Annotated in this window: 11 protein-coding genes and 2 pseudogenes; 6 read left to right on the top strand and 7 right to left on the bottom strand. The window is 42.6% G+C overall.

Going from position 1 to position 15,002, the window contains the following annotated elements:
- The first annotated feature begins 217 nt into the window (after positions 1-217).
- Entirely contained in the window at positions 218-1,360 is a 1,143-nt protein-coding gene (locus tag AB4185_RS06205; RefSeq protein WP_372135141.1) for a DUF3541 domain-containing protein, read from the top strand.
- 144 nt (positions 1,361-1,504) lie between these two features.
- Here the strand turns inward: AB4185_RS06205 and AB4185_RS06200 are convergent, their stop codons facing one another.
- The 4 genes from AB4185_RS06200 to AB4185_RS06185 form a co-directional block, all read right to left on the bottom strand.
- Positions 1,505-2,122, bottom strand: a complete 618-nt coding sequence (locus tag AB4185_RS06200) for a class I SAM-dependent methyltransferase (protein WP_372135139.1) — start codon at positions 2,120-2,122, stop codon at positions 1,505-1,507.
- Between the two features lie 45 nt (positions 2,123-2,167).
- Positions 2,168-2,437 carry a hypothetical protein gene (locus tag AB4185_RS06195; RefSeq protein WP_372125956.1) on the bottom strand — a complete coding sequence of 90 codons (270 nt, stop codon included), beginning with the start codon at positions 2,435-2,437 and terminating at the stop codon, positions 2,168-2,170.
- Between the two features lie 321 nt (positions 2,438-2,758).
- Entirely contained in the window at positions 2,759-3,967 is a 1,209-nt protein-coding gene (locus tag AB4185_RS06190; protein WP_102320600.1) for a NupC/NupG family nucleoside CNT transporter, read from the bottom strand.
- 445 nt (positions 3,968-4,412) lie between these two features.
- Positions 4,413-5,033 carry a hypothetical protein gene (locus AB4185_RS06185; RefSeq protein ID WP_017060596.1) on the bottom strand — a complete coding sequence of 207 codons (621 nt, stop codon included), beginning with the start codon at positions 5,031-5,033 and terminating at the stop codon, positions 4,413-4,415.
- Between the two features lie 187 nt (positions 5,034-5,220).
- Between AB4185_RS06185 and AB4185_RS06180 the strand changes: the two are divergent.
- Positions 5,221-5,544: pseudogene (locus tag AB4185_RS06180) on the top strand (PTS sugar transporter subunit IIA); the annotation flags it as partial.
- A 134-nt stretch (positions 5,545-5,678) separates the two neighbouring features.
- Here AB4185_RS06180 and AB4185_RS06175 read toward each other — a convergent pair.
- Positions 5,679-6,944, bottom strand: a complete 1,266-nt coding sequence (locus tag AB4185_RS06175; RefSeq protein ID WP_372135137.1) for an HD-GYP domain-containing protein — start codon at positions 6,942-6,944, stop codon at positions 5,679-5,681.
- Between the two features lie 227 nt (positions 6,945-7,171).
- Between AB4185_RS06175 and AB4185_RS06170 the strand changes: the two genes are divergently transcribed.
- Positions 7,172-7,708, top strand: a complete 537-nt coding sequence (locus AB4185_RS06170; RefSeq protein ID WP_102331999.1) for a GNAT family N-acetyltransferase — start codon at positions 7,172-7,174, stop codon at positions 7,706-7,708.
- A gap of 166 nt (positions 7,709-7,874) precedes the next feature.
- Here AB4185_RS06170 and AB4185_RS06165 read toward each other — a convergent pair whose 3' ends face one another.
- Positions 7,875-9,224 (bottom strand): sensor histidine kinase KdpD, encoded by a 1,350-nt coding sequence (locus AB4185_RS06165; RefSeq protein WP_102331998.1) that lies wholly within the window; start codon positions 9,222-9,224, stop codon positions 7,875-7,877.
- Entirely contained in the window at positions 9,217-9,906 is a 690-nt protein-coding gene (locus tag AB4185_RS06160) for a response regulator transcription factor (protein WP_017060591.1), read from the bottom strand. Before AB4185_RS06160 ends, AB4185_RS06165 begins: the two co-directional genes overlap by 8 nt.
- 182 nt (positions 9,907-10,088) lie before the next feature.
- Here AB4185_RS06160 and AB4185_RS06155 point away from each other — a divergent pair.
- From AB4185_RS06155 to AB4185_RS06145, 3 genes and pseudogenes are all read left to right on the top strand, one after another.
- Positions 10,089-11,477, top strand: a pseudogene (locus AB4185_RS06155) (putative bifunctional diguanylate cyclase/phosphodiesterase); the annotation flags it as partial.
- 250 nt (positions 11,478-11,727) lie between these two features.
- Entirely contained in the window at positions 11,728-12,207 is a 480-nt protein-coding gene (locus AB4185_RS06150; protein ID WP_102331996.1) for a type II secretion system protein, read from the top strand.
- Positions 12,208-13,056: 849 nt separating this feature from the next.
- The gene (locus tag AB4185_RS06145) at positions 13,057-14,802 is read left to right on the top strand and encodes an EAL domain-containing protein (RefSeq protein WP_017066680.1); all 1,746 of its coding nucleotides are present in this window, start codon (positions 13,057-13,059) and stop codon (positions 14,800-14,802) included.
- Positions 14,803-15,002: the final 200 nt, after the last annotated feature.

Raw genomic sequence — 15,002 nt, 5'->3', positions numbered from 1 at the left:
CAGTATGCCGCTAAGTCATTAAAAATCCATACTGACGTCGACTATCTATCAAATATTGAGTGATCCATCACTTCAAACTTCTTTACTAAACGAATGGTTTAATCAAAAAGGGTTAGTGAACCTTATAAAGCTTACATTGTATTGACTCAACGCTTACATTAAAGGATTCATCAATGTTATTTTACATAGACTAATAATCAGCTTGGTACCTCACGACATGAAGTTAAAAACTATCACACTGTGTACATTGCTATCAGCCTCGGTTGCCGTTCACGCACAAGAAAACGTTCAAGCGCCAACCGCAGTGAACGTTCAATCCCAAGCAGATTTGCTCAATTCTCAAGAACAATCTTTCAAGCAATCTGCAGACCTAATTCGCACCACCTACGAAAGCCAGCTTTACACCCTGCCTGCATTCAAAGAAGGTCACTACGGGCTGCGCATGTATCGTCAAACATTAGACGATAAGTATTCAGCGGCGGTGTGGAGCGACATGGCTCGAGTGGCAAGCAAGCTCAGCACCCTGTCGAATGACGTTCAAACCATGGAACAAATCGCACTCTACTCAGAGAAGCGAGTTGCATCTTATATTGGTGATAACGATGAGCGCAGTATTCGACGCTACAACATCACCAAGCACATGCCTGAATACCTTTACCTTGGTGTTGACCTTCTAGGCTCTATGGCTCGTGCTAACGAATACGGTTTAGAACACAAGAACGATGCCAAGCTACGCGAAATCATTCGTCGCTATGACTTCTCACGATACGTGACCAATGAAGACATGGTGAAAGCGTGGGCGGCTCAACTCGCCAATCAAGTCTACTGGCTGCGCCAACTGGGTGAACAAGATGTCGTTGATGAGTTTGTCGAAACCTTCAAAAAAGCGTACCCAGACGATGAAGATAAGAAGCTTTCAAGTCAGCAATTTGGCAACAAACTCTACGGCATGACACACGTCATCTTTGGCGATTCCGAGTACTATCAGCATCAAGTGAGCGAGCAAGATCATCAATGGGTCTACGATTACTTCAGAGAAAACATCGATACGATTCTGTTGCGTGCGAAAGAAGATGTGATTGCTGAGGTTGGATTGACCTTCTTACTGGCAGGTTTAGAAGATGACCCAGTTCTAGAGAAAACTCGACTCGCGATTCAAGCTTCTATCGATGAGAAACAAGGCATGATCCCTTCTATCACTGGTGATTTTGATCTTGAGTACGGTGAACACCGCAATGTGCTAGCAATCATGCTACTCGATTGGCAGCAAGTGAATGAAGCGCCGACCTATGAAGGCAACCCTAAGGTATTTACTAACATCCCTTACGGACTTATTAAAAACCAACCACCGAAGAACTAGCAGCATACCTAGCCTAGGTTGGTCATAGAACCCAAAAAGCCGCATACCTTTCAAGGCTGCGGCTTTTTGCTGTTTACTACGTCAGTACTCGTATCAAAAGTTGTTAATATCAAAACCTGCGTAAAGATAAAAACAAAGACGACATCAAGCTCCTGACACGGCTTTGTTCATCACTATCGTAAAATCCCCTTCTGCGTAGCCCTCCGTTAAAGAGACATCATCGCAGAGCGTTTTACAGAAACGATAGACACCTTGAGGGTGATAACTCATCAAGGTATTACGCGAAGGATACTGGCTTGAGTTGAGAAGATTAAAAATCACCGTCTGATTCGCCAGTTCATACATGCGAGTAATCATGTTTGTCAGATAATCAGAATCACGAGAGATGTAGTTCAGTGAACCACTAGCGATGACAATGTCGTGCGCCTCAAGGTTCATTTTGCTCATATCACCCGCCAAAAACTGACAACGATCTTCTGTGTAGTTTTGCTTCGCCTTCTTAAGAAAGCCTGCGTGTTGGTCAACGCCGGTATAAGATTGAATACGATAGATGCTGTCGAGCAGTTCAAACAGCTCGCCATAGCCGCAACCCAAATCTAAAACACTCTTCTTTTCGAAGTCCGCCGCACGAGCGATTACTTCAAAGCGACACAATTGACTCTCTTCACTAGTCCAACCGAGAGCTTTGGCCTTGTCGCCATTCGAGCGGTTAGTCTGTTTTCGGTGATACCAATACACCTTAAAACGATCACGCCAGTGCATTCAAATCAGTCCTACTTCAATGAACATCAGCACACCTTGATAAGATTAAACTTTAGAACTTGAAGAAAAGAGCCCACCGATTTTATAACCGATCGCATAGCAAACCACGGCGACAGTGACAAACACCAATGCCGAGAAGAAATACGCTACAGACGCTGCAACACCAGCCCCCCACACGACGCTGAACACCAAACCGAGATAAGCCTCTTTTGGCCACTGGTAGATAGGAAACTGAGCGCCGCCAGCAATTAGGTAAACCATCGAAAACAAGCCAATGAAGGTAACAATAAGACCGATGAGAACGCGAATGTTCATGGAGAGACCCTTGATTAATTTAGCTTGGTTGCCATTGTTCCTAATCGAAAGCGGATATGCTTAGTCGGAACCGAATATTCTCAATCGAAATCGAATGTTCTTAATCGAAGCCGAATGTTATTAATCGCAACCTGATGATATTCAAGTATATCGGATAAAAGGAACTGGCTCTATTACTCTTCCGAGTGAGCTTTTACTCACTATAGACAAATCACAGTCGACGGCCAAAACCCGATTTCGCCTGATTAACAGGCACAAAAAAGCGGACACCCTCCTTACGTTAACTCCGTAAGCAAGGTGTCCGCTTTAACTGAATCTAGCTTAAAGCAGGATGAAAATACCCGCTAAGCATGCACTCATTAGGTTTGCTAGCGTACCAGCAGCTACAGCTTTCAAACCTAAGTTTGCAACTTCAGCACGGCGCTCTGGTGCCATAACACCGATTGAACCTAACTGAATCGCGATAGAACCAATGTTAGCAAAGCCACATAGAGCAAAAGTCACGATCACTTGGCTGTGTTCAGATAACAGAGCTTTGTTCTCAACGAAGTCGATGAAAGCAACAAACTCGTTCATAACGATCTTCTGACCGATGTAAGAACCCGCCATCAATACTTCGTCACTTGGGATACCGATCAGCCATGCAAGAGGCGAGAACAGGTAACCAAAGATAGCTTGTAGCGTAATACCCGCAAAACCGAACGTTTCACCTAGGCTTTCTAGGCCAGTGTTGACCATCGCAATCACACTCACGAATGCAACCAACATAGTACCAACCGCTACCGCAACCTTCATACCGTTCATCGCGCCGCTTGCCAATGCATCAATCACGTTGCTTTGGTCAGCTTTATCTAGTTCGATATGGTCGTAATCACTTGGTGTGCTGCGCTCAGGAACAATGATCTTCGCCATTAACAGACTGCCCGGAGCCGCCATAAAGCTTGCAGCGATAAGGTATTTAAGCTCAACACCAAGGCCAGCATAACCACCAAGTACACTACCCGCTACCGACGCCATACCACCTGCCATTACAGCAAACAGTTCCGAACGAGTCATAGACTTTAAAAAGGGACGAATAAGAAGAGGAGACTCACCCTGAGAAAGGAAGATATTACCTGTAGCAACCAGAGATTCAGCTTTACTTGTACCCAGCAGTTTTTGCACCGCTCCGCCCAAGATTTGAATCACTTTCTGCATAACGCCTAAATAATAGAGCGCAGAGATCAAAGCACTGAAGAAGATAATGATTGGAAGTACGCGAATCGCGAAAATGAAACCTTCAGTAGCCAGATCACCAAATAGGAAAGCGATACCAACGTCTGCAAAACCAAGCAAACTCGAAACGCCATTGCTTAGGCTTGTTAACGCCAGTTGTCCCCAAGGGAAATACAATACTAAGGCTGCAAAACCGATTTGAAGTAATAGTGCACGAGAGACCGTTTTCCAGTTAATTGAAGAACGACTTTCAGATAACAGGTACGCGCAAGCAATCAGTGCAAGAACACCGACAAAACCAAATAGAATATTCATAATGTGTCCTAGTAATCCTTAAAGAGTGAACATGAGCCAAGCAAATGACATCAAAGGAACAGGACAAAGAACCGCAAGCAAAACGCTACGCGATGAAGGAGCTAACAGGGTTAGCGAATGTAACAACGAGTTGTTCATGTAAAAAATCACCTTATACAAGCAGTGGAACGTAGCTGGTCCGGTCCGTGGGGTCATTCACATATCCATGTGACGGCTTGTATTGGTTAAGCACCGGCTTAAAACCGGAAGAGAAGTATAAACAGTTAAGTGAGACTTTCATCACATTTTTTGACGCAAACGATCGCGCGGTCATAAAGCGTACAAATCGAACTACTTCTCGCAATAATTCATTTTCCCAGCAAGAAATAATGCAAAAAAAAACATCATTAAAACAAAAAGCCACAGAGTGTGGCTTTTTCAAAATATGAGATCAAAGTGGGAATAACTAGTTTAGCAGGGCACTTTTCACTTCAGCATCTCGGAATATCTCTTCAAAACGCTGTTTGTAGATCAGTTGCATCTCATTGATGATTGCACCACCATCAGGTACATCATTCTCGCCTTGGAAATTTTTGCTGAGTAGCTTATTACCAGCTTCATCATAGATAATCACATTAACGTTGTACCAAGAGTTATCCGTAAATGCGTGGAAGTCATACTTCCACTCATTCAAGACAAACATCATCGATTTGTTGTCGAATGCTTTCATCTGCTCAGCAACCTTGGTGATATCCTCTTCAGGCGTCGTCTCAACCGACTCAACAGCTACTTGCTGTTTTTTCAAGCCTGCGACCAATCTGTCAGTCAAAAATTGAGACATTGGCTGCTGTGTCGCCGTGTTGTAGGTATAAGGAATACCTAACGAACTGCGAATAATTCCCTCAAATTTTGGCTCTTTATCATGATCGAGAACGTATGGTCTCTTATCGATTACAGCGACGGTCAACGCTTTTTCCTGTGGAACTTCATTGAGTTGAGGCGCACTTTGTTCTGCTGTTAATACCGTTGCACAACCAGAAAGCCCTAACGATACTGCAGCGAGCAGTAAACTGACGAGTTTTTTCATAGATTTACCTATCTTATTGTTTTGAATAGGCTGTTCTAACAAAAATCGACTTAATGAGTAAACATTCATAAAATCAATATTTTACATAATTGTTATTTATATAAATTCGCTCACACATCGGGTTAAATTTATTGAGTCATCAGTCAATAACAAGGGTTTGTAACGGAACGTTATGAAATGAACAGATTATGTTCAAGCTATCAAGCAAAAGCACAAGGACATCGGCGCGTACTATGTTCTGGCACCAAAAATTGCGATGCCTCATGCTCGCCCTGAAGATGGTGTGAACGAAGCATCACTGCAAGTAACGGTATTCAAAAAGGGTGTTGATTTAGAGTCAGAAGACAACGGTGACGTTTACCTTTCGATTACTCTGGCAGCGATGGACTCAGATAGCCACATCCATACGATTATGGCGCTATCAGAGTTGTTCCAAAATGATAATGACATTGATGCCATCATCGCAGCGGAAACTGAGCAAGCGATCATCGAGATCTTAAAGCGATACTAATCTCGATCTAAAAATCCTGATAAGCCCCCATTAAAAAAAGCGATAGCCTCGGCTATCGCTTTTCTGTTTCTGGTGTTTAGTCATTTCGACCGAGTATGAGTTTAGGCGTCACACCTCGAAAGCATTCAGTGGCGTTAAAACGCGTACATTCGTTTGTCTGTCGATAATTCAAAGCAATATTGCGCGTGTTTATTAAGGCACTCAAACACTTCTCGATCCAACTTAAAGTTATCAACGTGGTCCCTCAAAATAGCGAGAGTCTCTTCTAACGTCATGCCTCCACGATAAGGTCGAGACTGAGTTAGCGCTTGAAACACATCCACCACAGCAACAATTCGACTGGGTTGATCCAACTCTTCCGCCGTTTTTCCCATTGGGTAACCCGAACCATCTAACCTTTCATGGTGATTAGATGCCCACTGACAAACCTGAGGTGAACTGAACAACTCCTGCAATGCGAATCGAGTGTCCGTTGCATGGCGTTTAATACAGCAATACTCTTCTTCAGTGAGTAAATCCGGCTTATGCAGAATGTCATTAGGGGTTTGCAGTTTACCGATATCATGGACTAACCCAGCCAGATAGAGTTTGCGCTGAGTGGTGTAGGAATAACCCAGCTGTTTGGCGAGGTATTCTGAAAGCTGCCCAACCTTTAAAGAGTGCTTAAAGGTAAACGAACTTTTGGTATCAACAACATTGGCGATAAACTCGGCAAAGGCCACCGTCTCATCCAGCGACATTTGCTGGGAGAAAAATGGCACAGGTTCAAAGTTATCCCTCATGTTCTCGATGTATGGAATCTCCATAGAAAACCAGAAGTCATCCAAATCAACCAACTCGCACATGTGTTGCACAAGGTTGGTTTCGAACATCTCATCCGCTTGTTCAGTCAAACGTTCAATGATGCTCGCTTTGCCATCTGGTGTTAGGTTTCCATAACGATCAGAAGAGGTTATGCCGTATAGATAATCGACTCTATCGGCAAGCATCACGATGGCAGCTAGTTCTCTTTCTAACTCGCTGATATGAATAGCCCTTAGCTCAGACCACGGAGTATGGTGATAAAGAACCGGCTTAGCAAATATAGAAAGAACTGGGCACTCTTTTAAGATTTGGTAGCCCTTTTGACAATGGTGATAGCTTGAGTCAGGTACAAACCCAGACGTTAAACTGAGCTGTTCATTAATTTGCGAGACACCACAGTCGTGAATCAAGCCTAACGAAAACGCGAGCTGCGCTTGCTCTTCTTCCCACCCCACACTCAGAGCACATCGATACGCGATATAGCCCACTCTCTGTCCATGATTTTTACTTTCGAAACCGACGTTATCAAGCGCCTTAGCAATACCGAATAGAGCCTTCCTTAAGTCCACGGTCACGTCCTGGCAATGTTGATTCATTATTTAAGCCTAGCATTTTTATATTTTTTATATATTTAGGCCGCTAATACTAATGCATAGCTAATTGATTATATACACAACTATTGTAAGGTTTAATGAGTTTCGTGATAGAACCAACGTATCACGAAAAATCCGTGCTACAAATGGTTGCATATTAAAAATCATGCGACATTATAGCCTGCCGACTAAGATTCGCTTAAATAAGCAGCCATAAGAAAAGGAAAGACATGTTTAAAACGGTTATCGACAACGAACTCTCCATCGCATTGGTTGAAGAGAGCTTCGCTTCTCACTACGCGGACATCTCACAAAACCAGAATGAGTACCTAAGCCAATGGCTCGTGTGGCCGCCACATTGTAAAACCGAGCAAGACTTTAGGATCTTCATCCAACGCTCGCTACACGATTATGCGGAAGGGAAAAGCATGACCTGTGCGATCGTGTATCAAGACAAGGTCGTCGGTAACTGCAGTTTCAATACTATTGATCATGATAAGCAAAAGGTGACGATAGGTTATTGGTTATCTGAGACATACCAAGGAAAGGGGATTGTGACGCGCGTTGTCCAGAAGCTGATTGATATTGCTTTCAATGAGTTAGATATGGAAAAGGTAGAGATATCAGCCGCAACCGGTAACCAAAGCAGCCGTAAGGTTTGTGAGCGCTTACATTTCACGTTAGAAGGTATCATCACGCGTAACGAAAACTTGAATGGTCGCATCATTGACCACGCTATTTATGGCCTTCATCGCTCTAAGCTCTAAGCTCTAAGCTCTAGGCTCTAGGCTCTAGGCTCTAGGCTCTAGGCTCTAGGCTCTAGGCAGTAGTAACTAAGAAGTCACTAGCTTGTAAATCGGAATATGAAAAAGCCACGGTATTAGTCGGTGGCTTTGTTATTTGACGAGCCTGAAGAGTTCTTAAAGCTACAGTTTATGCGATCTTAGGAATCACGATACTGAACTTGGCACCACCATGGTTGCTGTCGTCGATTTTGATATCCCAAGAAAGTTTTTTAGCCGCCGATAGAGCAATCGCGAGGCCCAACCCCAATCCACCGTTGGTCGACGTTCTGCTTGAGTCTAGTCGAGAGAACGGAAGGAATACCTCATCACGCCTATTCTCTGGTATTCCAGAACCATTGTCTTCAATCACCACCAGCCAGTTTTCTGAGTTCTCATCCAGCGTCATCCACACTTTGTCTTGTGTGTAATTACCCGCATTCTTGAGAACGTTATCGAACACCAAGCGTGCCATTGAGCAATCACACTTAATATTGCACTCTAGCTGTACCTTAGATTCAAAGGTGGCATTGTCTAGTTTCGAGTAACGAATTCTGTCTAGGCAATACTCACGAAGATCGGAGGTCACTTTAACGAGCTCAAAGAAAGAGTTATCCATGACATTCAACTTCGACAGCATGATGATTTCTGACGTGAGCTCGTTGATATCCTCAATGTAGGTATCAATGTCATCGAAAAGAACCTGATGATTATCGGGGGCTCCCCTTCTTAGGATATCGGTCGCCAGTTGAATACGACTTAGCGGAGTTCGTACTTCGTGTGGGATAGCTTGAGCGAAAATATGACTTTGTTTTACTTTGCTTTCGATCTCTTCAGCCATGAAGTTAAAACTGCTGGCCAAATCAGAAACAGGATGGATGTCGTCCATGTCAGATCGAGTACTAAGCTTGCCCTTACCAAACTGTTTCTGCTTCTCGACGAGCAACTCTATTCTTTCTTGAAAACGCCTCACAGGTAAGTAAACACTTACTCCAATCGCCACAATCACAGCCAACAACAGCCCTAACAAAAAGTGTCGTTCTGAGTCTTCGTACCATTCAATGTCAGGAGAGAAAAAGTCCCCTACCTCACTGAACCCAAAACTGAATTTAGAGTTTGGTAGCTGAAACACGGTCGAATAGAGGTTGTCATCACTTAGATATATCGGCACACCGTTTAAGGTTGTGTATAACTCACATTGTTGGCAAGGCGCCTCGCCCGACCAATTCTCCAACAGGCGTAAATTGAAGATATAAAATTGTTGGTAGCCTGTTCTATCGAGCTCTTTATAGAGTGAGTTTTCTTGATTGTGTTGACGAACATACTGCTCCGCAAAGTAGATGCCATCATTGAGGAAGGTTTCGATCTCGGTGCGTCGCATGTGCCCCTCACCAAGGTTCAAGAACAAAAATATCGTTGCCGACATCCCAGTCACAATCCCAAGGTATAAGCGAGCAAACATCGAAACCGAGCGAAGCTTCGTAGCAATGAACTTACGCAACCAGCATGTACCCCTTGTTGCGAACCGTACGAATCAACTGTTTGTCTTTTGCGTGAATGCGCAGCTTTCGGCGTAACCCAGACACGCGCATATCAATCGAGCGGTCGTTGAACGCGTAATCTATCCCTCTAAATAACTGACAGCACTGGTCTCGAGTCACGACCTGACAGATGTTATTAACGAGAAGGTTTAAGATTTCAAATTCAGCAGAAGTAAGCTTGAGGTTTTGGCCGTAGAGCGTGGCACTTTGAGCAGAGCTGTTGATTACAATATCGCACTGTTTTTCAGCCGTAGTTTCTTGCGCAGTTTTTACGGGAGTCGCTCGACGCAATAACGCTTCAATTCGCGCTAACAAGGCATGGCCACGAATCGGTTTGGCAACGTAATCGTCCGCACCAAATTTAAACAAGCTGACCTCGCTCATTTCATCGGCGGAAGCCGTTAGCACTAAAATCATTCCATTGTAAAACTCACGGGCTTGACGGCAAATTTGCGCGCCGCTCATCCCTGGAAGCATCAAGTCCAACAGCACTAAATCAGGTTCAATACTACGGATCGCTTCAAGTGCCAAGTTCCCTTCATGAACAACGCTAACATTGTAACCTTCAGCTTCGAGGTAAAGCGTCGTTAGACGAGCTATCTCTTGGTCATCTTCAACAATGAGCACTTTGGTTTTCGACATTCCTATCACCAGTATTTATTAAAAGCGAAGGCAGTATATATACTGGTCATAGATCATCAATATTGGAATCAGAGCCCTACATTTACCGTACGCAAAACATAGTAATCACTTTTGTACATACACGTTTACAGAATAGAGAACCAACAACCGGTGCGCCTTGGTTTATCAAGGTTTCCTCCTTCAGAGCACACCATTTTGATGTGCAAGGAAAGTGGCTCTTTGATAAAAGCGAACTGCTGCTAAACCTAGCCTGTACAACAAAGCAAAAAGAGAAGCTGATAAAAGCCAGATACAACGCAGAACACGACTGTTTAACGGAGCTTTATAATCGCCGTGGGATCAGCAACCTTCTAGAAACCAGCATTGCCTATCGCTCACCGTTTGAATTGATGTTTGTCGACCTTGATGGCTTCAAATTAGTTAATGACACTTATGGGCACACTGTCGGAGACCAACTACTCAAACGGGTTGGTGAACGCCTTAAACAGTTGGTTGATGAGAAATGCATGATAGGGCGATTTGGTGGCGACGAATTCATTGTGATTGCCCACACCTGCCGAAATCAAAATATCCCACTACTTTGCTCTCGCATCATTGATGCCTTAAACCGAAGTTTCCATATCAGAGGCATCGGCAGTTTATCTGTCGGTTGCAGCATAGGTACCGCGCATTTCCCTGATAACGCGGTTGACCAAGAAACATTGCTAAAGCAAGCGGGTATGGCGATGCATCTTGCAAAAGCGAATGGTCGAAACCGCTTCCAAACGTTTACCCCAGACTTAGCACAAACCCTGCATCGCAAAGTAGAGATCCGCCATCGACTGGCACGCGCCATAGAAAACGACGATCTCAACCTTCACTACCAACCGATCATGAACACCAACAGCGACAAGGTGAAAGGGTTTGAAGCCTTGCTTCGATGGTCAGACAAAGAGCTAGGTAACATAGGCCCTGATGAGTTTATTAGCTTAGCGGAGGAGACGGGGCAGATTGTACCGCTCGGGAAATGGGTTCTGAACTCTGCACTCAAACAGCTATCGATATGGCAACGTGAGTTTGATAGTGAGTTGATGATGAGTATCAATATTTCGAGTATTCAGATGCACGCGACCTTTGCCGAGCAGCTATTAGCAATGTTGAACTTCTACAATATCCAACCTCAAAGCATCGCCCTTGAGATCACCGAATCTTCCATGATCTTCAAGCATGGTGAAGTCAGGCAAGCGTTAAGCGATATTTCTAAATTGGGCGTAGAGCTTCACCTTGATGACTTTGGCACAGGCTACTCGTCACTGTCGATGTTGCATGACTTACCGATTAGCACCGTGAAACTCGATAAAAGCTTCGTCCACGGTTCACACAAAGGGAGCAAAGCGATTGTCCAAGCCACCCATGCTATCTGTGAAAAATTGGGGCTAAAAGTGGTTGCTGAAGGTGTCGAAACCGAAACGCAAAAAGCGTTCTTAATCGATTGTGGATACCAGTATCTTCAGGGATTTTTATTTAGTAAACCAATTCCCTCAAATGAAGTCGAAAGTCAGTTTTTGAATGGTCGACAATCCTACAATTAAAGACTTATTTATCAATAAATTAAGTCGTTTGAATGCTTCCTAAACAATCGGCTGCTGTGGGTGTGTACGCTTACGTATGCTTACATAGCGTTTAACAGTAAGAGGAAATAATTAAGCTATTGTTTATAAAGAAAATTACTTAGAAATTCACACAATAAAACACCAAACCATTATACCCACTAACTGTAATGACTTTGGTATTTAGATTACCCTCATTCCGTCCCTTTAGCAGAGCAAATAATCGGTAACCATGAACAGACAAAACGGCTTCACTCTTTTAGAACTCATCATCTCTGTATTAATTTTAGCGATCGTTTCGGCGACAGCTATGGTCAAGTTCTTAGACGTTCAAGGAAGTGCTCGGGCGAGTAAAATACATGATGTGGCTGGTAACCTACGTACCGGTATCGATATGATCTACGCCAAGTCTGCGATTGCTGGCGTTGAGGGAGAGTGCAACTATGTAGAAAAAACGGAAATTGAAACCTACTACGTCTGTCATGGTTACCCAATAGCTTATGTGGATTCACTAAGAAGACTGCTCAATATCGACAGAACAGAGCTTCACGTGATCAACAAAGAAGTCGATCCTGGCAGCAATGCCGAAAGAGTAGCTGCTATCTCTTTTGACGCAGATAACTACACCTATTCACCTGAAGGTGACTTTTGTCAGGTACTCTATCAACCAGAAAAAGAACCTCAAATCGTCGTACTTGATGGCGCATGTTAAATATTCAACGATTTTACTCATTCAGAAGTTAGAGCTAAGCCATCGAGACAGTTCTTTGAATATCATGTGGTTACGATAAATTTGTTCAAAAATAATACGAATAGGGTTAAGTTGTTGCTACTTACATCTTTAAGTGCTGTTTACGTTATAACATGAACTTAATTCATATCTTATTTTTTATAATTGGACTGTAAAGATCTACATAGGTGCATGTCTGATATAGATATCAACAGTATTTTGGTTAAACACCTTTCGTAAATAGATAGGTATAAATATATAAATAAAATAGCATCCTCGTGCTATCTAAAACTTCCCACCTAAAAATTTCATTATTTAATAAGACGTAATAATACAAATAAAGAAAACTCAAAATACAATATTATCAATGCCATCATCTAGCCATATAATTCAATTACTAAAATCATGTCTCAATTAAATTATATTAATATCACATAAAATGACATAATTTAATTTTATCATGAAAAATTCTGATAAATCTCACACATCGATAAACCGAATAAATACCATCAGAAGCTACATTAGAAACCTCTAAATCCAGTCGCTAAACCTACCGCGTAGAAGCTGTGAAATGGATAAATACCAAAACAAATGGATAAATCCCCCTTACCCCTTGTAAATCATTGGCTTTCATTTATAAATTCAACTTTTGGGTGAACATCTCCATAACCTTTCATTAAAGCCCAAATTCTGCGATTAGTATCAACATCTTGAGATAAAATGGTGACATTTTGGTTATATTATTTAGATCGAACTCTTGTGTTGAATGAAAATCCCAGCCATCACATATCCATCACACAAATATAATAACTATCGCTTAGGAGTTAAGCTATGCACTGTTCTTTCAATATAAATAACAATAATGAGAGCTTGCAACTAATCTACAATGAAGAAAAAATATACATAAAAAGAGACAGTAATAAGATATCAGAGGAAACTCTTAATAGTAAAGAGAGTTTTGTTTTCAAATACCTTATTGAACACTCGTCAATATCAAACCCTCAATCTGCACGAGATGTTGAAGAATCTTTTAAATTACACTTTGACGAAGAGTTTAGCTTATACGCGTTAAAAAATATTATTGCTTCTATAAGAAAGAAATATCGAAGCTTATGTAAGAAAGCGAAGGTAGATAATAATAGCGAACTTATCTCTAACCTTTATAAGGTAGGTTACTTTATCGATCTCGATAAAAGCTCAACCAACCGTATCGCACCTAAGTACGACATCAACCAGTTCAAGCCCAGCCAGTTCGAGATGTTGAAACTGATGTTCAACACCTATCATCGAGAGCTGATTAAGGCTCTGATAGCCGTGTTCACCATCTCTTCCTTTTTCCTATTCGTTGTCTACTTTTCCCAAATCCTTTATACGACGAAGATTGCGAATGAATACAGTGAGAACACCAAACACATTGCCGCAGAAGTCATGGACTACGGTTGCGATAGCCACGGGGCTGTGCACTCGCTAAGGCACTCGCTCAACCTTGATTCTGTCGTCATGACCACACCTTATGACTCCTGCTATATCTCTAAAACACGTTCTAAGATGATAGAGCTCAATCAATTAGACGACTTCTACGATAGTGCTGACTTTGCCTATTCACGCTTCATGGATACCGAGCACGACATTGAGATGGTTGCTCGAATATCTAAACGATCTATCGAAGCTCGATACAAGAACTCACTATTGCCTCTATTAGTCGATTCGATTTCCATCCAGAAGAATGGTTACCACATCTTAAACCTTGGCGAAGAGAGTAAATCTATCTATCAAACCTCCCTACCAACGGGTGCAACCATCACCTTCTACAGTGACGACATTGTTGCACTATGGATTGCGCTTTCTCTGATACTCGCCACCCTGCTTTATCGCTCCTATATTCTGGGTTTCGTGATCTACCTGTTTCGTTGGAAACACATCTCCTTTGAAGAAGAGCCGATCATCAACACCGAAGACAACTGCGTTCTCTACTACGAGTTGTTATCTCGTGTGCGTAACGTTGGCGTTTTAAGCTTCATCAACACCATGAGACGCACCAATTTACTCACCTTTCATACTATTTTACTCATCGAGACAGTCAGAAAAGCGAAGTTAAACAACAGCCATGAGATCTATGGTGTCAACGTGTGTCCGAGTGCTTTGGTAGGGTCGAACTTCGCAAGGCTCAGAGAGCATTTAGCCGCGATGGAAGCGAATGAGTTTGTCGTAGAGATTACTGAATATTCGAACATTGGCTATGGGTGTGAGGTTATCGATAACATTAAGGATATCAAAAAGCTTGGTATCACTATCGCTCTGGATGACTTTGGTACGGGCAATAACAACATCGAAATCATCAATGTTATCTCTCCGGCCTATCTAAAACTGGATCGTTGCTTTGTTAAGGATATCGAGTCAGGAGAGCATCATCAGGGTGTATTGCTCAATATCTCGGAGATTGGACGCCTATCAAATATCACAATGATTTATGAAGGTGTCGAGACGCGTAGGCAGCAATATATCTTGTGTCAGTTAGGCTACAACTTACATCAAGGTTACCTATATAGCCGGCCTAATGACTCAAAGGAGCAATAGGCCCAGCCTAATAGAAATCTTGATCAGCAACCATTCCCTATTCAAATAATCATCGCTTATACAGCTGCTTGAGAGCCCACAAGGATGTAGGCTTCAAGTGCCCTCCCCACCAAACGTGCTTTATCTAAACATAAAAATACCCGATGCACTTTCATAAAATCCTTGCCAACTCGAATAAATAGGTTAGTGTTATACACATG

The organism is Vibrio sp. 10N.286.48.F5, assembly GCF_041469785.1.
Taxonomy (GTDB): Bacteria; Pseudomonadota; Gammaproteobacteria; order Enterobacterales; family Vibrionaceae; genus Vibrio; species Vibrio crassostreae_C.
Note: the sequence above shows the minus strand (reverse complement) of the source record. Positions and strands in the feature narration are given on the sequence as shown.

Excerpts from the sequence above, each read along its gene's own strand:
- AB4185_RS06205 (WP_372135141.1), top strand. The coding sequence starts at position 218 with ATGAAGTTAAAAACTATCACACTGTGTACATTGCTATCAGCCTCGGTT.
- AB4185_RS06200 (WP_372135139.1), bottom strand. The coding sequence starts at position 2,122 with ATGCACTGGCGTGATCGTTTTAAGGTGTATTGGTATCACCGAAAACAG.
- AB4185_RS06195 (WP_372125956.1), bottom strand. The coding sequence starts at position 2,437 with ATGAACATTCGCGTTCTCATCGGTCTTATTGTTACCTTCATTGGCTTG.
- AB4185_RS06190 (WP_102320600.1), bottom strand. The coding sequence starts at position 3,967 with ATGAATATTCTATTTGGTTTTGTCGGTGTTCTTGCACTGATTGCTTGC.
- AB4185_RS06185 (WP_017060596.1), bottom strand. The coding sequence starts at position 5,033 with ATGAAAAAACTCGTCAGTTTACTGCTCGCTGCAGTATCGTTAGGGCTT.
- AB4185_RS06175 (WP_372135137.1), bottom strand. The coding sequence starts at position 6,944 with ATGAATCAACATTGCCAGGACGTGACCGTGGACTTAAGGAAGGCTCTA.
- AB4185_RS06170 (WP_102331999.1), top strand. The coding sequence starts at position 7,172 with ATGTTTAAAACGGTTATCGACAACGAACTCTCCATCGCATTGGTTGAA.
- AB4185_RS06160 (WP_017060591.1), bottom strand. The coding sequence starts at position 9,906 with ATGTCGAAAACCAAAGTGCTCATTGTTGAAGATGACCAAGAGATAGCT.
- AB4185_RS06150 (WP_102331996.1), top strand. The coding sequence starts at position 11,728 with ATGAACAGACAAAACGGCTTCACTCTTTTAGAACTCATCATCTCTGTA.
- AB4185_RS06145 (WP_017066680.1), top strand. The coding sequence starts at position 13,057 with ATGCACTGTTCTTTCAATATAAATAACAATAATGAGAGCTTGCAACTA.